The 23,553-nt window shown below is 70.7% G+C and carries 20 protein-coding genes and 2 pseudogenes; 5 read left to right on the forward strand and 17 right to left on the reverse strand.

Going from position 1 to position 23,553, the window contains the following annotated elements; translation table 11 throughout:
- Window positions 1-104: 104 nt before the first annotated feature.
- Entirely contained in the window at window positions 105-1,424 is a 1,320-nt protein-coding gene (locus BLV72_RS12930; protein WP_167746346.1) for an LCP family protein, read from the forward strand.
- A gap of 73 nt (window positions 1,425-1,497) precedes the next feature.
- On the opposite strand, the gene BLV72_RS12935 is transcribed toward BLV72_RS12930, so the two are convergent.
- Window positions 1,498-2,673, reverse strand: coding sequence for an acyl-CoA dehydrogenase family protein (locus BLV72_RS12935; protein WP_280143056.1), 1,176 nt, complete (start codon window positions 2,671-2,673; stop codon window positions 1,498-1,500).
- Between the two features lie 164 nt (window positions 2,674-2,837).
- Between BLV72_RS12935 and BLV72_RS12940 the strand changes: the two genes are divergently transcribed.
- Window positions 2,838-4,178: a UDP-glucose dehydrogenase family protein gene (locus tag BLV72_RS12940; RefSeq protein WP_093462344.1), complete on the forward strand. Its 1,341-nt coding sequence runs from the start codon at window positions 2,838-2,840 to the stop codon at window positions 4,176-4,178.
- A gap of 61 nt (window positions 4,179-4,239) precedes the next feature.
- On the opposite strand, the gene BLV72_RS49775 is transcribed toward BLV72_RS12940, so the two are convergent.
- The 5 genes and pseudogenes from BLV72_RS49775 to BLV72_RS12960 form a co-directional block, all read right to left on the reverse strand.
- Window positions 4,240-4,482 (reverse strand): hypothetical protein, encoded by a 243-nt coding sequence (locus BLV72_RS49775; RefSeq protein WP_244320744.1) that lies wholly within the window; start codon window positions 4,480-4,482, stop codon window positions 4,240-4,242.
- A pseudogene (locus BLV72_RS52005) lies at window positions 4,482-4,927 on the reverse strand (alkaline phosphatase family protein); the annotation flags it as partial. The gene BLV72_RS49775 and the pseudogene BLV72_RS52005, both read right to left, overlap by 1 nt.
- 32 nt (window positions 4,928-4,959) lie before the next feature.
- Complete coding sequence (locus BLV72_RS12950; protein ID WP_093462346.1) at window positions 4,960-6,159, reverse strand: dipeptidase; 1,200 nt, start codon at window positions 6,157-6,159, stop codon at window positions 4,960-4,962.
- Between the two features lie 202 nt (window positions 6,160-6,361).
- Window positions 6,362-6,886: a 5-(carboxyamino)imidazole ribonucleotide mutase gene (gene purE, locus BLV72_RS12955; RefSeq protein WP_093462347.1), complete on the reverse strand. Its 525-nt coding sequence runs from the start codon at window positions 6,884-6,886 to the stop codon at window positions 6,362-6,364.
- Complete coding sequence (locus BLV72_RS12960) at window positions 6,883-8,031, reverse strand: 5-(carboxyamino)imidazole ribonucleotide synthase (RefSeq protein WP_093462349.1); 1,149 nt, start codon at window positions 8,029-8,031, stop codon at window positions 6,883-6,885. Before BLV72_RS12960 ends, purE begins: the two co-directional genes overlap by 4 nt.
- Before the next feature lie 163 nt (window positions 8,032-8,194).
- Between BLV72_RS12960 and BLV72_RS12965 the strand changes: the two genes are divergently transcribed.
- The gene (locus BLV72_RS12965; RefSeq protein ID WP_059145136.1) at window positions 8,195-8,722 is read left to right on the forward strand and encodes a GtrA family protein; all 528 of its coding nucleotides are present in this window, start codon (window positions 8,195-8,197) and stop codon (window positions 8,720-8,722) included.
- A gap of 24 nt (window positions 8,723-8,746) precedes the next feature.
- Here the strand turns inward: BLV72_RS12965 and BLV72_RS12970 are convergent, their stop codons facing one another.
- On the reverse strand, window positions 8,747-9,997 hold the full coding sequence (locus BLV72_RS12970; protein ID WP_093462350.1) for an ATP-binding protein: 1,251 nt from the start codon (window positions 9,995-9,997) through the stop codon (window positions 8,747-8,749).
- 31 nt (window positions 9,998-10,028) lie between these two features.
- Window positions 10,029-10,709 carry a response regulator transcription factor gene (locus BLV72_RS12975; RefSeq protein WP_014061218.1) on the reverse strand — a complete coding sequence of 227 codons (681 nt, stop codon included), beginning with the start codon at window positions 10,707-10,709 and terminating at the stop codon, window positions 10,029-10,031.
- 325 nt (window positions 10,710-11,034) lie between these two features.
- Between BLV72_RS12975 and BLV72_RS12980 the strand changes: the two genes are divergently transcribed.
- Complete coding sequence (locus tag BLV72_RS12980; RefSeq protein ID WP_093462352.1) at window positions 11,035-12,561, forward strand: peptide MFS transporter; 1,527 nt, start codon at window positions 11,035-11,037, stop codon at window positions 12,559-12,561.
- 94 nt (window positions 12,562-12,655) lie between these two features.
- On the opposite strand, the gene BLV72_RS12985 is transcribed toward BLV72_RS12980, so the two are convergent.
- The 6 genes from BLV72_RS12985 to BLV72_RS13010 all read right to left on the reverse strand — a co-directional run bounded on the left by BLV72_RS12985 (window position 12,656) and on the right by BLV72_RS13010 (window position 18,287).
- Entirely contained in the window at window positions 12,656-14,050 is a 1,395-nt protein-coding gene (locus BLV72_RS12985; protein ID WP_093462353.1) for a hypothetical protein, read from the reverse strand.
- 1 nt (window position 14,051) lies between these two features.
- Window positions 14,052-15,110: a hypothetical protein gene (locus tag BLV72_RS12990; protein ID WP_093462355.1), complete on the reverse strand. Its 1,059-nt coding sequence runs from the start codon at window positions 15,108-15,110 to the stop codon at window positions 14,052-14,054.
- Window positions 15,107-16,087 (reverse strand): COG1470 family protein, encoded by a 981-nt coding sequence (locus tag BLV72_RS12995; RefSeq protein WP_093462356.1) that lies wholly within the window; start codon window positions 16,085-16,087, stop codon window positions 15,107-15,109. Before BLV72_RS12995 ends, BLV72_RS12990 begins: the two co-directional genes overlap by 4 nt.
- 26 nt (window positions 16,088-16,113) lie before the next feature.
- On the reverse strand, window positions 16,114-16,869 hold the full coding sequence (locus BLV72_RS13000) for an LPXTG cell wall anchor domain-containing protein (protein ID WP_093462358.1): 756 nt from the start codon (window positions 16,867-16,869) through the stop codon (window positions 16,114-16,116).
- Window positions 16,870-17,225: 356 nt separating this feature from the next.
- Window positions 17,226-17,735 carry an ATP-binding protein gene (locus tag BLV72_RS13005; protein ID WP_093462359.1) on the reverse strand — a complete coding sequence of 170 codons (510 nt, stop codon included), beginning with the start codon at window positions 17,733-17,735 and terminating at the stop codon, window positions 17,226-17,228.
- Between the two features lie 183 nt (window positions 17,736-17,918).
- On the reverse strand, window positions 17,919-18,287 hold the full coding sequence (locus BLV72_RS13010; protein WP_069873351.1) for an STAS domain-containing protein: 369 nt from the start codon (window positions 18,285-18,287) through the stop codon (window positions 17,919-17,921).
- Between the two features lie 252 nt (window positions 18,288-18,539).
- Here BLV72_RS13010 and BLV72_RS13015 point away from each other — a divergent pair, with 252 nt between their 5' ends.
- Window positions 18,540-19,484 (forward strand): RNA polymerase sigma factor SigF, encoded by a 945-nt coding sequence (locus tag BLV72_RS13015; RefSeq protein ID WP_059145144.1) that lies wholly within the window; start codon window positions 18,540-18,542, stop codon window positions 19,482-19,484.
- A 96-nt stretch (window positions 19,485-19,580) separates the two neighbouring features.
- Here BLV72_RS13015 and hutI read toward each other — a convergent pair whose 3' ends face one another.
- The 3 genes and pseudogenes from hutI to BLV72_RS13030 all read right to left on the reverse strand — a co-directional run bounded on the left by hutI (window position 19,581) and on the right by BLV72_RS13030 (window position 23,420).
- Window positions 19,581-20,768, reverse strand: a complete 1,188-nt coding sequence (hutI, locus tag BLV72_RS13020; protein WP_093462361.1) for an imidazolonepropionase — start codon at window positions 20,766-20,768, stop codon at window positions 19,581-19,583.
- Between the two features lie 44 nt (window positions 20,769-20,812).
- Window positions 20,813-22,212 (reverse strand): annotated as a pseudogene (locus BLV72_RS13025) (formimidoylglutamate deiminase).
- Window positions 22,209-23,420, reverse strand: coding sequence for an allantoate amidohydrolase (locus BLV72_RS13030; protein ID WP_093470320.1), 1,212 nt, complete (start codon window positions 23,418-23,420; stop codon window positions 22,209-22,211). The pseudogene BLV72_RS13025 and the gene BLV72_RS13030 overlap by 4 nt, the downstream one beginning before the upstream one ends.
- Between the last annotated feature and the right edge of the window lie 133 nt (window positions 23,421-23,553).

A 23,553-nucleotide genomic window follows, 5' to 3' on the forward strand; every position in this document is an offset into this window, starting at 1 on the left:
GTCCACCTTATGCGGACCGGATTCTTATCAGGTCTGCAACAGCCGTGCCCCGATCCGGCACCCGCCCTGTAAGGCGACCCACCCGACCAGGCACACTGCCTTGCATGAGCGAATGGCCCCAGGGATCGACCGGCGACCGCAGCGGCCGGTACGGACGTGGTAGCGGCAGCCCCGACCCGGAAGGGGCACGCGCCATGCCACAAGTGAGACGTGCGGCACCCGGCGCCGGCGGCCCACCGCCGTACAACGAGCCGCCCCTGCCCCCCGACCTCTCGCCGCACGGCACCATTCCGCGGCAGCAGGCGTCCCAGGGCTATGACGATGACGACGGCTACAACACCGGGCAGGTCTACGGTCGCGGCAACGGCGGGCCCGGCGGCGGCGACCCCTACGGCCCCGGCGGTCCGGGCGGCCCCGGCCCGCGTCCGGTGAGGCCGAAGAACTGGAAGCGCCGGATAACCATCGGCCTGGTCACCCTGATCGTCCTGCTGCTCGCCGTCGGCATCGGCACCTACATCTGGGCCGACTCCAAGCTCCGCCGCGAGGTCGACCTCAGCAAGGTCGAGGACCGGCCGGGCGGCGGCAAGGGCACCAACTACCTGATCGTGGGTTCGGACAGCCGCGAGGGCATGTCCGACGAGGACAAGAAGAAGCTGCACACCGGCTCGGCCGAGGGCCGCCGCACCGACTCCATGATCCTTCTCCACGTCGGTGAGAACGGCAACACCATGGTCAGCCTCCCGCGTGACTCCTGGGTCACCATCCCGGCCTTCACCGGCTCGGAGAGCGGCCGGCGGATCCCGGCGGGCCAGAACAAGCTCAACGCGTCGTTCTCCTCCGAGGGCCCCTCGCTGCTCGTCCGCACGATCGAGTACAACACCGGCCTGAAGATCGACCACTACGCGGAGATCGGCTTCGACGGCTTCGCCAGTCTCGTGGACGGGGTCGGCGGCGTCGACATCGACATCCCGCAGGACATGAAGGACAAGAAGTCCGGCAATGACCTGAAGAAGGGCAAGCAGACGCTGAACGGCCAGCAGGCGCTCGCCTTCGTCCGGCAGCGCTACGGCCTCGCGGGCGGCGACCTGGACCGCACCAAGAACCAGCAGAAGTTCCTTTCCGCGCTGGCGAACAAGGCGGCCTCGCCCGGCACGGTCATGAACCCCTTCAAGCTCTACCCGACGATGGGCGCCGGCCTGGACAACCTGGTCGTCGACAAGGACATGAGCCTGTGGGACGTGAAGGACATGTTCTTCGCGATGAAGAGCGTCTCCGGCGGTGACGGCAAGCAGATGAACATGCCGATCTCCAACCCCGGCCTGTCCACGTCCAAGGGCAGCGCGGTGCAGTGGGACATGGCCAAGGTCAAGCAGCTGATGGGCGAGCTGAAGAACGACGAGACGGTCACGGTCTCCGGCAACTGATCGGGACAAACAGAAAAGACCGCTGCCGGACCCGGCAGCGGTCTTTTCTGTCGTGAAGGGTTGTCGTGAAGGGTTACGGCAGGTTGCGCGCCATCACGATGCGCTGGACCTGGTTGGTGCCCTCGTAGATCTGCGTGATCTTGGCGTCGCGCATCATCCGCTCGAGCGGGTAGTCACGGGTGTAGCCGTAGCCGCCGAGGAGCTGGACGGCATCCGTGGTGATCTCCATCGCGGCATCCGAGGCGTAGCACTTGGCCGCGGCGCCGAAGAACGTCAGGTCCTCCTTGCCGCCTCCGGCAAAGACCCGCTCGGACTTGGCCGCCGCCGCGTAGGTGAGCTGCCGGGCGGCCTCCAGCTTCATGGCCATGTCGGCGAGCATGAACTGGACGCCCTGGAAGTCGCCGATCGGCTTGCCGAACTGCTTGCGCTCCTGGACATACCCCTTGGCGTAGTCCAGGGCGCCCTGGGCGATGCCGAGGGCCTGGGCGGCGATGGTGATCCGGGTGTGGTCCAGGGTCTTCATGGCGGTGGCGAAGCCGGTGCCCTCGGCGCCGATCATCCGGTCCGCGGGGATGCGGACGTTGTCGAGATAGACCTCACGGGTCGGCGAGCCCTTGATGCCGAGCTTCTTCTCCGGGGCGCCGAAGGAGACGCCCGGGTCGCCCTTCTCGACGACGAAGGCGGAGATGCCCTTGGAGCGCTTCTCGGGGTCGGTGACGGCCATCACCGTGTAGTACTCGGAGACCCCGGCGTTGGTGATCCAGCGCTTGACGCCGTTGAGGACGTAGAAGTCGCCGTCGCGTACCGCCTTGGTCTTCATCCCCGCCGCGTCCGAGCCCGCGTCCGGCTCGGAGAGGCAGTACGAGAACATCGCGTCGCCCTTGGCCAGCGGGGCCAGATACCTCTTCTTCAGCTCCTCGGAGGCCGAGAGGATGACCGGCAGCGAGCCCAGCTTGTTGACCGCGGGGATCAGGGACGAGGACGCGCAGACCCGGGCGACCTCCTCGATGACGATCACGGTCGCCAGCGCGTCCGCGCCGGAGCCGCCGTAGGACTCGGGGACGTGCACCGCGTGCAGATCGTTCGCGACCAGGGCGTCGAGCGCCTCCTGGGGGAACCGGGCCCCCTCGTCGACCTCTGCGGCGAAGGGGGCTATCTTCGCCTCGGCGAGAGAGCGGACGGCGTCCCGGAGCATGTCATGCTCCTCGGACGGCCGGTACAGGTCGAAGTCGTTCACCGAGGACGCCAAGCCTCTCACTCCCCAAGAGTGCTAACTACCGTTAAGTAACTGAATTCTAGGGGCGACGCCCCGGTAGGTATACGTGAGTTACCTGACAGAGTCGGCTGAGCCCGTCCCGTGGTCCCGACTATGCTCAGGCACCGCATCTGCGATCGACCGTTCTGGAGCACTGCATGGCCCTCAAGATCACTGTGATCGGCACCGGCTACCTCGGCGCCACCCACGCAGCGGCCATGGCGGAACTGGGCTTCGAGGTGCTCGGCCTCGACATCGTGCCCGAGAAGATCGCGATGCTCACCGAGGGCCGGGTGCCGATGTACGAGCCCGGCCTCGAGGACCTGCTGCGGCGCCATGTCGCGGGGTTCGAGGGCGCCACCGGGCGGCTGCGCTTCACCACCTCCTACGAGGAGGCCGGGGAGTTCGGCGACATCCACTTCATCTGTGTGAACACCCCGCAGAAGCACGGCGAGTACGCCTGTGACATGAGTTACGTGAACGCCGCGGTGGACTCGCTCGCCCCGCATCTGCGCCGCCCCGCGCTGGTCGTGGGCAAGTCCACGGTGCCGGTCGGCAGCGCCGACCTGCTCGCGGCCCGGCTGGCCGAGCTGGCCCCGGTGGGGGCGGACGCGGAGCTCGCCTGGAACCCGGAGTTCCTGCGCGAGGGGTTCGCCGTCCAGGACACCCTGCACCCGGACCGGATCGTGGTCGGCGTCGCCGGCGACCGGGCCGAGAAGCTGCTCCGCGAGGTGTACGAGACGCCCATCACCGAGGGCTCGCCCTTCGTGGTGACCGACTTCCCCACCGCCGAGCTGGTGAAGGTCGCCGCCAACTCCTTCCTGGCGACGAAGATCTCCTTCATCAACGCCATGGCCGAGGTCTGCGAGGCGGCGGGCGGCGATGTGGTCAAGCTGGCCGAGGCCATCGGCTACGACGAGCGCATCGGAAGTAAGTTCCTGCGGGCCGGGATCGGCTTCGGCGGCGGCTGTCTGCCCAAGGACATCCGGGCCTTCATGGCGCGCGCCGGTGAGCTCGGCGCCGACCAGGCGCTGACCTTCCTCCGCGAGGTCGACTCGATCAATATGCGGCGCCGCGGCCATATGGTCGAGCTGGCCCGCGAGGCCGTCGGCGGTAGCTTCCTGGGCAAGCGGGTCGCCGTGCTGGGCGCGACCTTCAAGCCGGACTCCGACGACGTCCGGGACTCCCCCGCACTCAACGTGGCCGGTCAGATACAGCTCCAGGGCGCCCAGGTCACCGTCTTCGACCCCAAGGGCATGGAGAACGCCCGAGCCCTCTTCCCGACCCTCGCCTACGCGGCGACCGCGGCCGAGGCGGCGCAGGGCGCGCATGCGGTGCTGCACCTCACCGAGTGGCGCGAGTTCCGCGAGCTGGACCCGGCCGCCCTCGGCGGCGTCGTCGCCGAGCGCCGCATCCTGGATGGGCGCAACGCCCTGGACCCCGACCACTGGCGCGAGGCCGGCTGGACCTACCGCGCGCTGGGGCGCCCGCTGGCGTAGCCGTCGCCCTCCCCCGACGTAACCGTCGCCCCCGCCGGACGAGCTCCGGCGGGGGCGACGGTTATGTCGGGGCGGGTCGCGTCGGGCCGGTTTCAGCGGCGAGGGCGGTGGCCGGGTTCCTGCCGCGGGGGCGTCTGGTCGGCGCCCGGCAGGGTCGGCTCCGCTCCAGGAACTGCGGCACCGAGGTGTGGTCGAACGCCTGACCCGCGGCCCAGCCGCCCTTGCGCCAGACCTCCGGGTTGGCCGCGATGGCCTCGATCGTTGCGGGCGTCGTCCTCGAACGTCCGCCGGGGCTGACCGCCACCCCGTCATCCAGTACAGCCGGTTGGGCCAGTTGGGGCCGAAGACCGAGCAGAAGTGGTCGTCGCAGATCGTGAACGCCTCGGCGAGCGCGAACTGGAACGGGATGTCCTCACGGGTGCGGTAGCCCATGACGTACGGGCCGCCCTTGCCGTCGGCCTTACGGTGCGCGGGCAGCCACTTGTCCATGGCACCGTTGTTCCACGCCTCGTGCTGCACCGACCAGGCGTGGCTGGTGGAGGGGATCGCCTGGGCGCTGGTGGAGTGGGTGTCCAGATGGAACGGGAGCAGATAGCCGTCCGGGTTCTCCTCGTCCGGCTGGTAGAGCCGCCCTTGGCCGGGCCGGCGGCTATCGCCTGCTGCACACTGGGCGGCAACAGCGACGCCGCCGCGCCCACGCCGAGCGAGCCGGCGGCACCGGGAAGTCTACGGCGGGTGAAGTCGGGCATCGGTCGGCTCGGTGCGCCGGGCCGGTGGGGTGTTATGCGGTGGCCGCGCCGTCCAGTTGGTCGATGGTCGCGAGGGACGGGCCGCGGGTGCTCTGCGCGGCGCGTGCCGCGTTCTCGGCGCCGCGTAGCGTACGGACCGCGTTCTGCCAGGTCAGCTTGGCGAGGTCGGCCGGTGACCAGCGGCGGTCGAGAAGCTCGGCGATCAGGTTCGGATAGCCCGCGACATCGGCGAGGCCCTCGGGGGTGAAGGCGGTGCCGTCGAAGTCGCCGCCGATGCCGATGTGGTCGATGCCCGCCACCTCGCGCATGTGGTCGAGATGGTCGGCGACGGTCGACACGGTCGCCAGGGGACGCGGGTTGGCCTCCTCGAAGGCGCGCTGGACCTTCATCCCGGCGGACGTCATCTCCAGCGGATGCATTCCGTGGGCGCGCATGTTCTCGTCCGCCGCCTTGGTCCAGGCGACCGCCTCGGGCAGGACGAACTTGGGGACGAAGGTGGCCATCGCCACGCCCCCGTTGCCGGGCAGCAGCGCCAGCACATCGTCGGGGATGTTGCGCGGATGGTCGCAGACGGCGCGGGCGGAGGAGTGCGAGAAGACCACGGGGGCCTCGGTCACCCGGAGCGCGTCCCGCATGGTGTCGGCCGAGACATGGGAGAGGTCGACGAGCATGCCAAGGCGGTTCATCTCGCGCACCACCTCCTCGCCGAAGCGGGTGAGGCCGTGCGCCTTCGGCTCGTCGGTCGCCGAGTCGGCCCACGGGACGTTGTCGTTGTGGGTCAGCGTCATGTACCGCACGCCCAGGTCGTACAGGGTGCGGAGGGTGGCCAGGGAGCAGTTGATGCTGTGGCCGCCCTCGGCGCCCATGAGGGAGGCGATCCGGCCCTCGGCCCGCGCCGCCTCCATGTCGTCGGCGGTGAAGGCCGGGCGCAGGTCGGTGGCGTAGCGCTCGGTGAAACGGCGGACGACATCGATCTGTTCGAGGGTGGCGCTGACCGCGGTGTCACCGCTGAAGTCCGAGCGCACGTACACCGACCAGAATTGGGCGCCTACGCCGCCGGCGCGGAGGCGGGGGATGTCGGTGTGGGTGTGCGGGGTGAGGTCGGCGGCCATGTCGCGCTGGTCGAGGTCGTAGCGGACCTGCTCGCGCAGGGCCCAGGGGAAGTCGTTGTGGCCGTCCACGACGGGGTGGGCGGCCAGCAGGTCGTGGGCTTGCGCGAGGTGATCGGTCATCCTGGCATTTTGGTACGCGGGTGGGTCGAAGTCACGTGTTGGGGGGGGTGCGGGCGGTGGGGGCGCCTGCGGCGGGCTGTGCCCCACCCCGCCCCTTCCCGAACCGGGGGCTCCGCCGGGCCCCCGCCGGGGCTCCGCCCCGGACCCCGCTCCTCAATCGCCGGAGGGCTGGAGAGTTACTCCGGAGGGGCTTGAGTGTGGCTCAGCGACCGAAGCCGAACGCATCCGCCCCGTCCACCTTCGCCCGCAGGCGCTTGCCCTTTTCCGTGGCCTGGGCGTTGAGTTCGTCCTGGAACTCGCACATCCGCGCCTGGAGTCCGGGGTCGTGTGCGGCCAGGATCCGGGCGGCGAGCAGGCCCGCGTTGCGGGCGCCGCCGATGGAGACGGTGGCCACCGGGACGCCCGCGGGCATCTGGACGATCGACAGCAGGGAGTCCATGCCGTCGAGGTACTTCAGCGGTACGGGCACCCCGATCACCGGCAGCGGGGTGACGGACGCGAGCATGCCCGGGAGGTGGGCGGCGCCGCCCGCGCCCGCGATGATGGCCTTGAGGCCGCGGGATGCCGCGTTCTCCCCGTAGGCGACCATCTCGCGCGGCATGCGGTGGGCCGAGACGACATCCACCTCATACGGGACCTCGAACTCGTCGAGGGCCTTGGCCGCTTCTTCCATGACGGGCCAGTCGGAGTCGGAGCCCATGACGATGCCGATCACAGGAGCGCTCATTCGGTGATGGTCCCTCGGAGGTAGTCGGCAGCGTGCCGGCCGCGCTCGCGCACATCGGCCAGGTCGTCGCCATAGGTGTTGACGTGGCCGACCTTGCGCCCGGGCTTCACGTCCTTGCCATACATATGGATCTTGAGCGCCGGGTCGCGCGCCATGCAGTGCAGATACGCCCCGTACATATCGGGATAGTCGCCGCCGAGCACATTGGTCATCACGGTCCACGGGGCGCGCGGCCGCGGATCGCCGAGCGGGAGGTCGAGCACGGCCCGCACATGGTTGGCGAACTGGGAGGTGACGGCGCCGTCCTGGGTCCAGTGACCGGAGTTGTGGGGGCGCATCGCCAGCTCGTTGACCAGCAGCCGGCCGTCGCGGGTCTCGAACAGCTCGACCGCGAGATGGCCGACCACCCCGAGCTCCGCCGCGATCTTCAGTGCCATCTCCTGCGCCGTACCGGACAGCTCCTCGGAGAGACCGGGGGCCGGGGCGATCACGGTGTCGCAGACCCCGTCGACCTGGATCGACTCCACGACGGGGTAGGCCACGGCCTGGCCGTGCGGGGACCGTACGACATTGGCGGCGAGCTCACGGGCGAAGTCGACCATCTCCTCGGCGAGGACGGGCACCCCCGCGCGGAACGGCTCGGCCGCCTCCTCCACACCGCGGACGACCCAGACGCCCTTGCCGTCGTAACCGCCGCGCACCGTCTTGAGGACGACCGGAAATCCATCGCCCTCCCCCGCTTCCGCCGCGAACCGCGCGACGTCCTCGGGGTCGGCCACGATGCGGTGGCGCGGGCACGGCACACCGGCCTCGCTCAGCCGCTCGCGCATCACACCCTTGTCCTGGGCGTGCAGCAGCGCCTCGACTCCGGGGCGGATGACCACGCCATCCGCTTCCAGGGCGCGCAGATGCTCCGCCGGGACATGCTCGTGGTCGAAAGTGACCACATCACAGCCTTGTGCGAACGCACGAAGAACGTCCAGGTCGCGGTAGTCGCCGATGACGACATCGCTGACCACCTGGGCCGCCGAGTCCTGGGGGGTGTCACTGAGCAGCTTGAACCTGATGCCGAGGGGGATGCCCGCCTCGTGGGTCATACGGGCGAGCTGGCCGCCGCCGACCATGCCGACTACCGGGAATGTCACCCTCCCAGGGTAACTTCCCCCTCCGACCGGCCCTGACCTGCGTTGGAGGAACCTCCAGACATACCCACCGGACACTTGACCGCGGCCTGAAGGGCACGGGGCACGGCCGCTGGTTAGCATGGGGGGATGGACGACACCGACGGGACGGGGCTGAACGATCACCATGAGTGAACGGAGCACACTCGGCGGGCTGCGCGCCCAGATGGGGCAACTGGCTCGCGAGATCGCGAAGTTCGGGGTGGTCGGCGGTGCCGGCGTCTTCGTCAATCTCGCGGTGTTCAACCTGGTCCGCAGCGTCACCGAACTGCCGGTGGTGCGGGCCAGCATCGTGGCCACAGTGGTCGCCACCGGCTTCAACTACGTGGGATACCGCTACTTCACCTACCGGGACCGCGACAAGCAGGGCCGCACCAAGGAGCTCAGCCTCTTTCTGCTGTTCAGCGCTATCGGCCTGATCATCGAGAACGGTGTGCTCTACGCCGCCACCTATGGCTTCGGGTGGGACAGCTCACTCCAGAGCAATGTGTTCAAGTTCCTCGGCATCGGCCTGGGCACCCTCTTCCGCTTCTGGTCCTACCGGACCTGGGTGTTCCGGACGCTGCCCGCACGGGACGCCGTCGTACGCGCGGAAGCCTTCCTGTCCGACGCGCCGCCCGCCCAGGCCACCCGTAAGCAGCCGGTCCGCAAGTAAGCCCGAGGGGCCCTCGGGCGCCGCTCAGGAGCCCGAGGCGTCCTCGGCCTCCCGGCTGAGGAAGAGCGCGAACACCGGCGGATGCTGCTGCAGCAGCTCCAGCCGGCCGCCGTCCGCCTCCGCCAGATCCCGTGCGACGGCGAGCCCGAGCCCGGTGGAGTTCCGTCCGCTGACCGTCCGCTCGAAGACCCGCGCCCCCAGGTCCGGCGAGACCCCCGGACCTTCGTCGGAGACCTCCACCACGGCCTGGTTGCCGGTGACCCGGGTACGCAGCGCGACCGTACCGTCACCGTGCATCAGCGAGTTCTCGATCAGCGTCGCCAGCACCTGGGCGACCGCGCCCGGAGTGCCCACCGCGCGCAGCCCCTTCTTGCCCGAGCGCACGATGGCGCGGCCCTCGCTGCGCGAGGCCGGGCGCCACTCCTCGATCTGCTGCTTGACGACCTCGTCCAGGTCGAAGGCGACCGCGGAGCCGCTGCGCGGATCGCGCGAATTGGTCAGCAGCCGCTGGACGACGTCGGTGAGCCGCTCCACCTGGCCCAGCGCGATCGTCGCCTCCTCCTTGACCGTCTCCGGGTCGTCGGTGAGCGTGATCTCCTCCAGCCGCATCGACAGCGCGGTCAGCGGCGTACGGAGCTGATGCGAGGCGTCGGCGGCCAGCCGCCGCTCCGCGGTGAGCATCCGGGCGATCCGCTCGGCACTCCCGTCCAGCACATCGGCGACCCGGTCCAGCTCCGGCACCCCGTAGCGCCGGTGGCGCGGCCGGGGGTCGCCGGAGCCCAGCCGCTCGGCCGTCTCCGCCAGGTCGGTGAGCGGGGCGGAGAGCCGGTGCGCCTGGCGTACGGCGAGGGCGACGGCGGCGAGCACGGCGAGCAGCGCGACCGCGAGGATGATCAGCATGGTGCGGCCGACCTCGCGGCTCACCGTGGTCCGGGACGCCTCGACCCGTACGACCTCACCCTGCTCACCCGGCTCCTCGGCGGAGATGACGCTGCCCTCGGGGCGCTTGCCGATCTCCACATTGCGGTGGTCGGGCATCCTGATCACGGCATAGCGGCCGGGCTCGATCTGCTCGCGCAGCACTCTGGGGGTGACCCCCTCGCCCCCCAGCAGCCTGCTGTCGACGATGCTGACCAGGCGCACCGCATCGGAGCTCACGCTCTCCTGGGCGCTGTTCTCGATGGTCCGCGTCTCGACGATGACCAGCGACAGGCCGAAGACCGCGATGACGACGAGCACCACGGCCAGCGTGGAGTTGATCAAGCGACGGCGCATTGCCCTACCGTGTCAGTACTGGTCAGCTTCTTCAGCTTTTCTCGAATCGGAAGCCGACACCACGAACGGTGGCGATATAGCGGGGATTGGCCGCATCGTCACCGAGCTTCTTGCGCAGCCAGGAGATGTGCATGTCGAGGGTCTTGGTGGAGGACCACCAGGTGGTGTCCCACACCTCGCGCATCAGCTGATCGCGGGTGACGACCCGCCCGGCGTCCCGCACCAGGACGCGCAGCAGGTCGAACTCCTTGGCGGTCAGCTGCAGCTCCTCGTCGCCCATCCAGGCGCGGTGCGACTCGACGTCGATCCGCACCCCGTGGGTGGCCGGCTGCTGTTGCTGTGTCTCGACGGCACCGCGCCGCAGCAGCGCCCGGACCCGGGCGAGCAGTTCGGCGAGCCGGAACGGCTTGGTGACGTAGTCGTCGGCGCCGGCGTCCAGGCCGACCACCGTGTCCACCTCGTCCGCGCGGGCCGTGAGCACCAGCACCGGAAAGCCGTGGCCCTCCGTACGGAGCCGACGGCAGACCTCGAGCCCGTCCATCCCGGGCAGGCCGAGGTCGAGGACGAGCAGGTCGACGCCTCCTTGCAGACCGGCGTCGAGCGCGGTGGGTCCGTCCTCGCGCACCTCGACCTCGTACCCCTCGCGGCGCAGGGCGCGGGCGAGCGGCTCCGAGATGGATGCGTCATCCTCGGCGAGCAGTACTCGGGTCATGGGGGTGATGGTAGTCCGCTGAGGTCGGGGCACGGGGCGCGTACGGCGCGACGGACGGTGCACGGACGGTTGCACGCCTCCGCCGTGAGCTATCTCTCACGGTCTCCAAGAGTGTCAAGTACGTGTCGTATGGTGAAACAACGTCTGTAGCACTTCTCCGGGGCCTTTGGTGACGACGACGCACCCAAAGGTCTCTGTCATGTCCGGAGCGGGGAAGGGGTCGGCACGACCGGCCCGGACCACGTCCGGCGCTCAGTCGCTCAGCCATCCCCCCATGGGCGCTGGCCCGCTCGGCAGCGCTCTCTGAGCACGCAAGGAAACCACCATGGCGTCCAGCCTGACGAAGGGCGCCACCGCGCAGGGGACCCCTGCCGGCGGCAAAACCTTCTTCGGCCACCCCCGCGGCCTGGCCACTCTCTTCATGATCGAGATGTGGGAGCGGTTCAGCTTCTACGGCATGCGGGCCCTCCTCGTGGTCTATCTGATCTCCGGCGGCCCCGACGCCAAGGACGGCGGGCAGGGCGGCGGGCTCGGGCTGACCGAGGGCAACGCGGTGGCCATCTACTCGGTCTACCTGGCCATGGTCTATCTGCTGGCCATGCCGGGCGGCTGGTTCGGCGACCGGGTCTGGGGCCCGCGCAAGACGGTGGTCATCGCGTCCGGGATCGTCATGGCCGGACATCTGGCGCTCTCCGTCCCCGGCCAGGCGACCTTCTTCGCCGGACTCGCCCTGGTGGCGCTCGGCTCCGGTCTGATCAAGGCCAACATCTCGACGATGGTGGGCCAGCTCTACGACGGCCCGCAGGACCCGCGCCGGGACGGCGGCTTCACCCTCTTCTACATCGGCATCAACCTCGGTGCCTTCGCCGCTCCGTTGGTGATCGGCACCGTCGGCCAGTCGTACAACTGGCACCTGGGCTTCGCGCTCGCCGCGCTGGGCATGGCGCTGGGCCTGGTCCAGTTCCTGATCGGCACCCGCCATCTGAGCCCGGAGAGCAACGTCGTCCCCACCCCGCTGGCGACCGAGGAGCGCCGCTCCTGGCTGCGCAAGGCGATGATCTGGCTGATCGTCGCCGCGGTCTTCTACACCGGCGTGGTGCTCAGCGGCAGCTGGACCCTCAACTGGGTGCTGATCCCGATCACCATCCTGGGCCTGATCATCCCGACCGGGGTGCTCATCCGGATCAAGCGCGACCGGGAGCTCTCGACGGTCGAGCAGACCAAGGTGAGCGGCTACATCTGGTTCTTCGTGGCCGCCGCGGTGTTCTGGATGATCTACGACCAGGGCGGCTCGACGCTGTCCGCCTTCGCCGAGGCCAAGACCGCGGACACGATCTTCGGGCTGCACTTCCCGTCCTCGTGGTTCCAGTCGGTCAACCCGCTGATGATCATGGCGCTGGCCCCGGTCTTCGCCTGGCTGTGGCTGTGGCTGGCGCGGCGTGACCGGGAGCCGAACACCACGCTGAAGTTCGCGATGGCCCTGGTCCTGATCGGCGCCTCGTTCTTCGTCTTCGTCGTGCCGATGGGGATGGCCCAGGACGGGACCAAGGTCAGCCCGCTGTGGCTGGTGTCGATCTACATGGTCCAGACGATGGGCGAGCTGTGCCTGTCGCCGGTCGGCCTGTCGGTGACCACCAAGATGGCGCCGGCGAAGTACGCCAGCCAGATGATGGGCGTGTGGTTCCTGGCCGTGACCGCGGGCGACTGCATCACGGGACTGCTGTCCATCGCCGGGGTCGACCTGAGCGGGGTCGGGGTGATCACGCTGGAGGCGGCCATGGCGGCGCTCGCGGGCTTCGCGGTCTTCATGTACCGGAAGAAGGTCGTGGCCCTGATGGCCGACGTCCACTGACGTCCGCAGCGGTACGCGGTACTGCGTAGCATACGAGGGGCCCGGCGCGGGAAGACCGCGCCGGGCCCTTCGCCGTTCGGTGTGGCTACGCGGTTCAGCGGGTGGTGCCGCGCAGCTTGCGCCACGGGGTGAGGGTGAAGATGGCGCCGCCGAGCAGAACGGTGGTGCCGGCGATCAGGGCGAGCGCCTTCAGCCCGCCGTGGTCGTTCGCACCGGTGTCGGCGAGCCCGCCGCTGGTGGCCGAACCGCCGCTGCCCGAGGTGCCGCTGCCGCCGGAGGTGCCGCCCCCGGAGCCGCTGCCCCCGCTCGTGCCACCGCCGGTCGTGTCACCGCCGGTGGTGCCGCCGGGCTGGCCGGTGGTGTCCAGTTCGAGCGAGACGCCGGGGTCCTTGGACGGGGTGCACGTGGTGGTCGTACCGAGCGCCTTGACCGTCAGCACCCCGGGGGTGAGCGTCGACTTGCCGCTCGCGCCCGGCTTGTAGGTGCCGGTGAGGTCGGGGATCTCGATCGGATCGCCGGACTTGATGGGCTCCTTGTTGGTCGGCCCCGCCACGGCGACGGTGCCCTTGTCGGCACCGCCGACCTTGACGGCCATCGACGGCTTGACCGAATCGGCGGGGATATCGGCCGGGCTGTCCATCACGGACTTGCCGAACTTCACGGTCAGCGCGAAGCTCCCGCCGCTCTTGGTGGCGTTGATCTGGACCGGGGAGGTCGCGTTCTTGTCGCCGATGGGGGTCTTGCAGGCGTAGGCGACCTCAACCTCCTTACCGGTGTACGAATCGTCTCCGCCGCCCCCGCCACCGGTGGTCCCGCTGGTCGTGCCACTGGTGGTGCCGCTCGTGGTTCCACTGGTGGTGCCACTCGTCGTGCCGCTCGTGGTGCCACTCGTCGTGCCGCTGGTCGTCCCGCTCGTCGTGCCGCTGGTCGTGCCGCCCGGACCGCTGCCGCCGTCCGTCACCTTGATGGTCGCGGCGGCCTTGACGGCCTCCTTCGCCGAGCACTTGGTGTCCGTGGGCAGCGGCTTGCTGACGTTGATGTTGTAGCCGCCGGGCGTCAGCGTCACCTCGCCCGCCTTCGTGAGCTTCAGCGTCCCCTTCATGTCGGAGAGCTTCATCTCACCGCCCTTGGGGATCGCCGGGTTCTCCCGCGGCCCCTCCAGGGACAGGTCACCGGTCTGTGCGCCGCCCACCGTGATGGTGCCGGTCGGCAGGATGGTGTTGGCCTCCAGGTCGAGGATCGGCGGGTTCTTGGAGGCGGCCTGCACCGTCTTCCACACCACCTCGACCTCCTCCCCGACCTTGGCCGTCGCCGGTGCCGTGACGGCCACGGTCGTGGTGCCCTCCACCGGCGGCATACCGGAGATCGGAGGCGGTAGACACTCGGTCTTGTACGAGACCTCGGCGCCCGCCGCGCTGCCCGCGCCGAGCAGCACGCCCGCACCGCCGAGCAGCAGCGCGACGGTGGCCGCACTCACTCTTCGTCGCATCTCAGGTGGTTCCTTTCGGAGTCGATCGGATCTCCTCGGACGGTGCGGAAATCTGGTGGTGCGGCGGTGCCTCCGGCGCCGTGTCGGGGGTGAACCAGGGCAGCGCCGGATGCGCGCCGTTCGGCCCGGCCGGTCCGGTGGAGGGGGGCGGGGATGCGGGCGGCGGCGCGGCCCGGGACGTACGGGGCCGTACCTTGTCCACGACGGCCATGCCGATCCGGAAGACCGTCGCCGCGACCACCACGCACAGCAGGACCCAGAAGAGCGTGACGCCCCAGGGCCGTCCCACCGCCCACGGCTGTTCGACGAGCAGCTTGGATCCGTAGCGCAGCGAGACCAGATAGTCGCCATGGGCCCCGGCCGACAGTTCGACGTTCAGCTTGACCTGCGCCTTCTTCCCCGGCTGGATCGTCCCCCGCCATCGCTGCTCCTCCCAGGAGGGGGCGAAGACGCCATGCGAGGTGCCCACTTCGAAGACCGGATCGCGGGCCGGGGTCGAGCCGAGATTGCCGACGGTGACGACGAGCCGTCGGCTCGGCGGTGCGCCGAACCAGGTCAGCAGCCCGCTGGAGCCGTCGAGCCGGGCCGAGAGCACGCTCAGCCGCTCGCCTCCGCTCCGCTCCTTCGGCAGCGGCGCGACCGGATGCCCGGCGACCTTGAACGCCACGTCCGCGGCGGCGGCTTCACCGGTGGCGGTCGCTATATGGATGACACAGGGACAGGGCTTGGGCGGCTCGGCGACCGGCAGCTTCTTGGTGAAGGTGCCGTCCGTGCCGACGGTGACCGCCCTGCCGTCGCCGTTGGCGCAGGAGTTGGTGCCGCCGATCATGTTCTGTCCGCAGATGAGCAGGGTGAGCAGGGCACGCGGCCGCCATCGGGCGCCGGTCACGGTGACCGTGCCGCCCGTGCCCGCCTCGGTTTGGGAGACCTTCGCGGTCGGGCCCTCAGCCGCCTCGGCGCCGCCGGTAAGGGGCGCGCCGAGGGTGAGGAGGACCAGGGCGAGCACGGTGACCACGGCGGAGGGCCGGGCCGGGGTGCCTGCGCATCGGCATCGGTTCACGTGGTGGCTCCTGCCCCTGTGCTCTGCGGTTGCGGCTGCGGTCCCGGGGTGTGGCGTCGGCGCCGTCGTCTTCGCCGCAGCCGGACGCCTCCGCCGACGCCCGCGCCCACCAGGGCGGCCGCCGCGGGGGCGAGCAGCCACCAGGGGGCGGCCGTGTATCCGGCGGTCGCCGTGGCGTGCGCGCCCCCGTCCGCGGTGACCGTGAGCCGCACGTCCACCGAGTCGAGGGCGGGCGGGTGCGGCCAGCTCTCGGTGAGCCGCACCCGCTTGCCCGGCGGCAGCTCGACCGGCAGGGTGCGCGGGCCCCGGCGCAGCACCTGGCCGAAGAGCCCGTCGGCCCGTACGGCCAGCCGCGGGGTGAGCACGGTGTTGCCGCGGTTGACGAGGGCGTAGCGGATGGCCGCCCGGTCGCCGCGGCCCTGGATCGTCACGTCCTCCACGGCGAGGGCGGACAGCGTCGCGCCGCTGATCCGCAGCCGCAGCCGGACCGCGATCTCGCGGCCGCCGGAGGAGACCATGACCGCGCCGGGGCGTTCGCCGGGCACCGCGTCGGAGGGGACGGTGAGGGTGAAGGGGATGTCGGCACGGGTGCGGGGCGGCACCGTCACCCGCTGTTCGGCGAGCGCGATACGGGCGCCGTCGGTGCCGCGCAGCCGGACGGTGCGGGGGCGCTCGCCCTTGTTGGTGACCGACAGCTTGTCCTCCAGGACGGCGCCGGGCCCGCCTTCGAGGTAGATGTACGGCCGGTCGCCCGCGCCCGGTGCGCTGCCGCCCCCGGCGGCGGGAGCCGCCGACCAGTCGGGTCCGGCGGCGGCAGCCGGGGAGGCCCCGGGCGCCGGGGTCGCCGGGGTCACCAGGAACGCGGCCAAAAGGGCCGGGGCATAAAGGCGGGCGGCTGGACGCATGACGGCATGCCCGGCCGCACGGCGGACCGCTCGGCTCACTGCACGGCTCATTGCACGGATACGCGACGGCATCGGCGGCTCCTCGGATGCCGCGAGCGTCAGGGCGTGCGCTGACGGCGGGTCAGCCAGAGCGCCCCGGCCACTCCGGCGAGCAGCACCGTGCCGCCGAGGGTGCCGAGCGCGACGGCGGAGTCCGCTGGTCCGGTCTGGGGTAGCTGGTCGTTGCCGGAGCCGCCCTGCGCACCGCCGGATCCGCCCGTGCCGCCCGTACTCGTACCGCCCGTGCTGCCCGTACCGCCGGTGGAGCCGGAGTCCCCGCCGCCGCCCGCGCCCTTGACGTCCAGCGTCAGCGAGGGCTTGGGGTTGTTGCCGGGGGTGCAGGTCGTGGTCGTTCCCAGCGCCTTGATGGTGAGGGTCGAGGCGGTGAAGGTGACCTTCCCGCTCTTCTTGGGCGTATAGGTGCCCGACAGGTCACTGATCTTGATGGGGGTGTTCGCCGGGATGGCCTTGTCGTTGGCGGGCCCCGACACCGAGACCGTGCCGCTCTCCGCTCCGCCCAGCTTGATGAGCGCGCTGGGGTGCATGGCGCCCTTGCCGAGCTCGACGGGGCTGGAGGAGACGCCCTTCTCGAAGGACATCGTGAGCTTGTAGGAGCCGCCGCTCGCGACGCTCTTGATGTCGATGGGCGATACGGCGCTCTTGTCGCCGATCGGCGTCTTGCACTGGTAGTCGACGTCCACGGTGTCGGCGTGCGCGGCCGGGGCGGTGAGGAGCACCACGGAGCCGGCCAGGGCCGCCGCGAGCGTGAGGGCGCCGCCACGGCCGGCCGGGCGCCGTTGGTTGTGGGACACCACGAGATCCCCTCTCGTCAAGCGCCGCAGCCGAATGTAACTGACGGCACATCAGATTGGGCGCTGACGGTACGCCGGGGACCTTGCCAAGGGAAGACAAAAAGCACGCCGGATCGGCGCGAAGCGGAGAAGAGGGGTGAAGTGGCCGCCGCGGCGGCGGGATCAGACGGGCCCGGGGCCGGAGATGCGACGAGAATCAGGCGGGCCCGCGGCCGGAAATACGGCGACGATCAGACGGGCCCGGGGCCGGACATGCCGGAGGAGACCCCGGTCGTGGTGGGCACGGCCGGGTCGGCGCGGCGGATCAGCCGGGCCTGCGGGTGGACGGTGGCATCGTGGTGGGGCCGGAGCCGCGCTCTTCAGCCCGGCGCGGCGAGCTCGGCCCAGACCGTCTTGCCGGATCCCTCCACGTTCCGCACGACCCCCCAGTCGAGGCACAGCCGCTGGACGATGAACATGCCGTGGCCGCCGGGCCGGCCGGCGCGGTGCGGGGTGCGCGGCGCGGGCGTACCGGTGCCGAGGTCCACGACCTCGAGGCGGAGCACTTTGGCGTTACAGCTGACGCGCAGCTCCTCGGGGCCCTCGGCATGCAGACAGGCGTTGGTGACCAGTTCGGAGACGACGAGCAGGACGTCCTCGGCGGCGGCCCGGTGGTCGGCGGTCGCGGCCGGAAGCCACCCCCAGTCGCGCAGCGCCTCGCGCGTGAAGTCGCGGGCGCGCGGAACGGCCCCGCTGGCCCCGATCAGAGCGAGCCTGCGGGTCTGGCGGATGGGACCGGCGGTCGGGGGGGCCGGTGGGGAGGCCGAAGCCGCGGGGCCGTCCGGGTCCGGGCCGCGGTCGCCCGGCGGGTACGGCCGGGTGGTGCTCATCAGCGCTTCACCTCACCGATTCACCGATTCAGGGTCAAGGGATACCTGATCTCTTCAACAGTTTCAGCCTGTCTCCTGCCCGGCCAAAGCGTGAGAACACCCACTACTTCCGCCCCACTGATGTGACGCGGGCAACGCGTCGATGACCCATCGATGACACGCCGGGAACAGGAGTGATCTATGTCACTCGACAAGCGCTGCGTCGAGCGACTCATGCACCGTAAAGACGGCGTCCGCGCCCGTGATCTCGAACACTCGGGCAACGATCGGCAGCATCCCGGCCAGATGGACGCCGCCGCCTTCGGCCTCGGCCTTGAGTCGTGCACCGAGAAGGACATTGAGCCCGGTGGAGTCGCAGAACTCCAGCTTCGAGCAGTCCACCACCAGCCGGACACGTCCCCCCTCTACGCACTTCTCGAGCGGCTCGCGCAGCACTTCGGCGGTGTGGTGATCCAACTCACCCGCCGGTGTCACGACCGCGCTCGCCCCGTGGTGCCGAACCTCGACCTGGAGCCGGCCTTTGCTGGCGCTGCCGACCATCCCGCGGTCCATCTGCGCACCTCTTCTGGCGTCTCGTTGCTTTCGATTGCGCGCATTGAACCCTACGCCTTCTACCCGGTCCTCTGGTAGCTGAACATTTCGCATAGTTCGGCAAATATGGACAACGTGGACTTGCCACTTGGTGGCTGATGCAGGTAGGCGTAGAGGGTCACATTCGCTTACGGCCCGGCTTTGGAGGCGCCGCTCACCGGAGCAGCACGTTATGGCACCGGCAGCCATATGCCGAGAACGATGGAGGAGACTATGTCACCCCGCCTCGACGACACGCGTACCGAACCCTCGGGGAGTACTCGGACCACCGTTTCGTCGGCCCCCCTGCCCGAGCAGTTCACCCCCGACGCGGACGCCCAGGCGACCGTTGGCTTCTTCGATGAGCTGCCGGAATTGTCCGATCTGCCGGAAATACCTCCTTATGACACGGTAGCACCGGTAGACGCGAGGGCTCTGTCGAAGACCCTTTTCGAACGTCTCGAGGTGCTGGAGGAAGGCACCCACGAATACGCCTATGTGCGTAACACCCTGGTCGAGCTCAACTTGGCGCTGGTCAAGTTCGCCGCCTCCCGGTTCCGCTCCCGCAGCGAGCCGATGGAGGACATCGTCCAGGTCGGCACCATCGGCCTGATCAAGGCCATCGACCGCTTCGAGACCGGCCGGGGCGTCGAGTTCCCGACCTTCGCGATGCCGACGATCGTCGGTGAGATCAAGCGCTTCTTCCGCGACACCAGCTGGTCGGTGCGCGTACCGCGGCGGCTGCAGGAGCTCCGTCTCGACCTGGCCAAGGCCGGCGACGAACTCGCCCAGCGGCTGGACCGCGCCCCCACCGTCAGCGAGCTGGCCGAGCGGCTGGACATCAGCCAGGCCGAGGTCGTCGAGGGCATGGCCGCGAGCAACGCGTACACCGCGAGCTCGCTGGACGCCCAGCCGGAGGAGGACGACTCCGAGGGAGCGCTGGCGGACCGGATCGGCTACGAGGACCACGGACTCGAAGGCATCGAGTACGTCGAGTCCCTGAAGCCCCTGATCGCCGATCTGTCCGCGCGCGACCGGAAGATCCTCTCCCTGCGCTTCGTGGCCAATATGACGCAGTCGGAGATCGGTGAGGAGCTGGGCATCTCCCAGATGCATGTCTCGCGGCTGCTGTCGCGCACCCTCCGTCGGCTCCGTAAGGGTCTGATGATCGAGGAGTGACGCCTCCGCAGACGGGTAAGGGCCCGCCCCCGGCCGACCGGGACGGGCCCTTATCCGTGCGCGCTGCCGTTCCGTCAGCTCACATCACGTCACGCGTCAGATCAGGGTGCCGTTGTGCCACACCGCCGAGACCAGCGGGACACCGGGGCGGTAGGCGAGGTGCACATGGGACGGGGCGTCCAGCAGCGCCAGATCGGCGCGGGCGCCCGGGCTCACCCGGCCCACGTCGGTACGGCGCAGGGCCCGCGCCCCACCGGCCGTGGCGGCCCACACCGCCTCGTCGGGAGTCATCCCCATCTCCCGTACGGCCAGAGCGACACAGAACGGCATGGAGCTGGTGAAGGACGAGCCCGGATTGCAGTCCGGGGACAGCGCGACCGTGGCGCCCGCGTCGAGCAGCCGGCGCGCGTCCGGATAGGTCGAGCGGGTGGAGAACTCCGCCCCGGGGAGCAGCGTGGCGACCGTCTCCCCCTGGGCCAGCGCGTCCACGTCCCCGTCGGTCAGATGCGTGCAGTGGTCGGCTGAGGCGGCGCCCAGCTCCACCGCGAGCTGCACCCCGGGGCCGTGGGAGAGCTGGTTGGCGTGGACCCGCGGGATCAGCCCGCGCTCCTTGCCCGCGGTCAGGATGGTGCGGGCCTGGTCGCCGTCGAAGGCGCCCTGCTCGCAGAAGACGTCGATCCAGCGGGCGTACGGGGCGCAGGCGTCCAGCATCGGGCCGGTCACCAGATCCACGTACCCGGCCGGGTCGTCGGCGAACTCGGGGGCGACGATATGCGCCCCGAGGAAGGTCACCTCGTCGGTGTGGGCACCGGCGATGGTCAGCGCGCGGGCCTCGTCCTGCGAGGTCAGCCCGTAGCCGGACTTGATCTCGACGGTCGTGGTGCCCTGGCGGCGCGCCTCGGCCACATAGCGGCCGACGTTGGCGTGCAGCACGTTGTTCGACGCGGCCCGGGTGGCGGCGACGGTCGTGCGGATCCCGCCCGCGCTGTACGGGCGGCCGGACATCCGGGCGTTGAACTCCTCGGTCCGGTCGCCCGCGAAGACCAGATGGGAGTGGGAGTCCACAAAGCCCGGAATGGCCGCCCGGCCACCGGCGTCGACCCGGTTGTCGGTGGCGGGTGCTTTGCTGGACTCACCGACCCAGGCGATGCGGTCGCCGTCGATGACGACGGCCGCGTCCCGGATCAGGCCGAGGGGGCCTTCACCGAGGGAGGGGTCATTGGTGACCAGACCGGCGATGTCGGTGATGGCGGTCGTGGTCGGCGCAGTCGTCGCGGTGGTCATCGTGGGGGTGTTCTCCTTCGTCGGCCGTAGCGGTGGCGGCCGGATCACCGTCCGTGCAGGGCTTCGATGGATTCGGCCAGCGCTTGCGGGACGCGCGGGACGAGCTGATGGGTGCCGTCCCGTACGACATGGCGGCCGCCGACCACGGTGTGCCGGACGTCCGCGTTGGTCGCCGCGAATACGGCGGTCTCGGCGCCCAGCCGGGGCGGCGACCCCGCCGTGCGCACCGAGTCCAGCGCGACCGTGGTGAGGTCGGCGAGCGCGCCCACCTCGATCCGGCCGGCCTCCGCGCCCCAGCCGAGCGCCGCGTGACCGTCCACGGTGGCGGCCCGCAGCAGCTGGGCCGCGGTCCAGTGGCCCCGGGCGCGGGTGCGCAGCCGCTCGTCCAGCTCCATGGCGCGGGCCTCCTCCAGGATGTCGATCACGGCGTGGCTGTCGCTGCCCAGCGAGAGCGGTGAGCCCGCGCTCTGCAGCTCGGCGGCCGGGCCGATCCCGTCGGCGAGGTCACGCTCGGTCGTCGGGCACATGCAGACACCCGTGGCGGCGTGGCCCAGCAGCCGGATGTCGCCGGGGGTGAGATGGGTGGCGTGCACGGCGGTCGTCTCCGGGCCCAGCACACCGTGGTCGGCGAGCAGCCGGGTCGGGGTGAAGCCGTGCGCCTCCACACAGGCGTCGTTCTCGGCGGTCTGCTCGGAGAGATGGACGTGCAGGGGCGCCGTGCGCTCCTGGGCCCACCCGGCCACGGTCGCGAGCTGATCGGCGGGGACCGCCCGCACCGAGTGGATCGCCGCGCCGATGCGGGTGTTGCCGTCGCTCTTCAGCCCGGAGACCCGCTCGGCCCAGGCGTCCGCCGTGCCGTCGGAGAAGCGCAGCTGGTGCTCGTTGGGCTGGGCCCCGAAGCCGGAGGAGAGATAGCAGGTGTCGAGCAGGGTGATCCGGATACCGGCCTCGGCCGCGGCCGCGATCAGGGCCTCCCCATCGCGTTGGGGTTGCCGTAGCGGGCGCCGCCGGGCGCGTGGTGGAGGTAGTGGAACTCCCCCACACAGGTGATCCCGGCCATCGCCATCTCGGCGTAGACGGCGCGGGCCAGCTCGAAGTAGCTGTCCGGGGTCAGCCGGTCGGCGACCCCGTACATCACCTCGCGCCAGGTCCAGAACGAGTCCGGCGCGCCCTTCCCCTGCCCCTCGCGCTGCCGGTCCGCCTCGGTCCCCGCCTCGCTCTCCGCCTGTACGACACCGCGCAGGGCCCGGTGGAAGGCGTGGCTGTGGGCGTTGGCCAGACCGGGGATGGTCAGACCACGGAGCGTGACGGATCCGGCGGGCGGCCGTGGGCTGCCGGGCACCACCGCCGCGATCCGTCCGTTGGCCGCGGCCACGATCACCACGTCCGACCGCACGCTTCCGTTCACCCAGGCGTGCTCCGCCCAGTACGTCTGCGCCGTCAGTGACACGCCAGGCCCTCCAGTACCTCCGCGAGCGCGGCCACACCGGCGAGGCAATCGTCCTCGCCCGCCGTCTCCGCGGGTGAATGCGAGACGCCGGTGGGGTTCCTTACAAACAGCATGGCCGTAGGAACGGACGCGGACAAAATGCCGGCGTCGTGCCCGGCTCCGGTCGGCAGTACCGGAACGCCGCCCAGCAGCCCGGACAGCCGGTCCCGAAGGTCGTGGGCGAACTCGACGACCGGGGTGAACGACTCCCGGGTGACCCGGACGTCCACCCCGTCGCGCTCCCCGCGCTCCTGCGCGGCGCGCTCGATCTCGCCCACCACGGCGGCCAGGGTCTCCTCGTCGGCGGCACGCGAGTCCAGCCAGCCGCGGACCAGGCTCGCGATCGCGTTGACCCCGTTCGGCTCGACGCTGACCTTGCCGAACGTCGCCAGCGCCCCGGCGATCCTGGCCTTCTTACGGGCCGCGAGGACGGTGTTGGCGTAGGTGAGCATCGGATCGCGGCGGTCCTCGATCCGGGTCGTCCCGGCGTGGTTGGCCTCACCGTGGAAGTCGAACCGCCAGCGGCCGTGCGGCCAGATCGCGGACGCGACGCCCACGGGGGCGTTCCCCGCGGCGGAGCCGCTGTCGGACCGCGCCGCCAGGGCACGCCCCTGCTCGATGTGCAGTTCGACGAACGCGCCGATGCGGGCCAGCCGCTCCGGGTCGGGGCCGATGGCGTCCGGATCGTATCCGGCGCGCTCCATCGCCTGGGGGAGGCTCAGCCCGTCCGCGTCGCGCAGCCGGTGCGCCTGGTCCGTGGTGAGCTGACCGGCGGTCAGCCGGGAGCCCACGCAGGCCAGGCCGAAGCGGGCGCCCTCCTCGTCGCCGAAGTTGACGATGGCGAGCGGCTTGGTGGGGTGCGCCCCCCGTGCTCGCAGCTCGTCGAGGGCGGCGAAGGAGGAGACGACGCCCAGCGGGCCGTCGAAGGCGCCGCCGTCGGGGACGGAGTCGAGGTGGGAGCCGGTGACCACGGCGTTTCCGGCGGTGGGGTCGCCGAGCCAGGCCCATTGGTTGCCGTTGCGATCCACCTCGTAGGTGAGGCCGCGGGTTTCCGTTTGTGCCTTGAACCAGGCTCGGCAGTCCGCGTCGGCTTCCGTCCAGGCGTAGCGGCGGTAGCCGTTTGTTGTCGTGTTGCGGCCGATGGGGGCTAGGTCGCGCCACATCTCGTGGAACGACGCGCCGGCCGTGTTGGGTGCGCCCACGCCCGTCTCAGCCTCCGTTTCGTGTGCGGGTGCGGGCCGGTGGGTGGGTTGCGCCCACCCGTCCCTCCCCCAGCTACCGCTGGGAGGTACCCCC

The organism is Streptomyces melanosporofaciens, from assembly GCF_900105695.1.
Lineage (GTDB): Bacteria > Actinomycetota > Actinomycetes > Streptomycetales > Streptomycetaceae > Streptomyces > Streptomyces antimycoticus.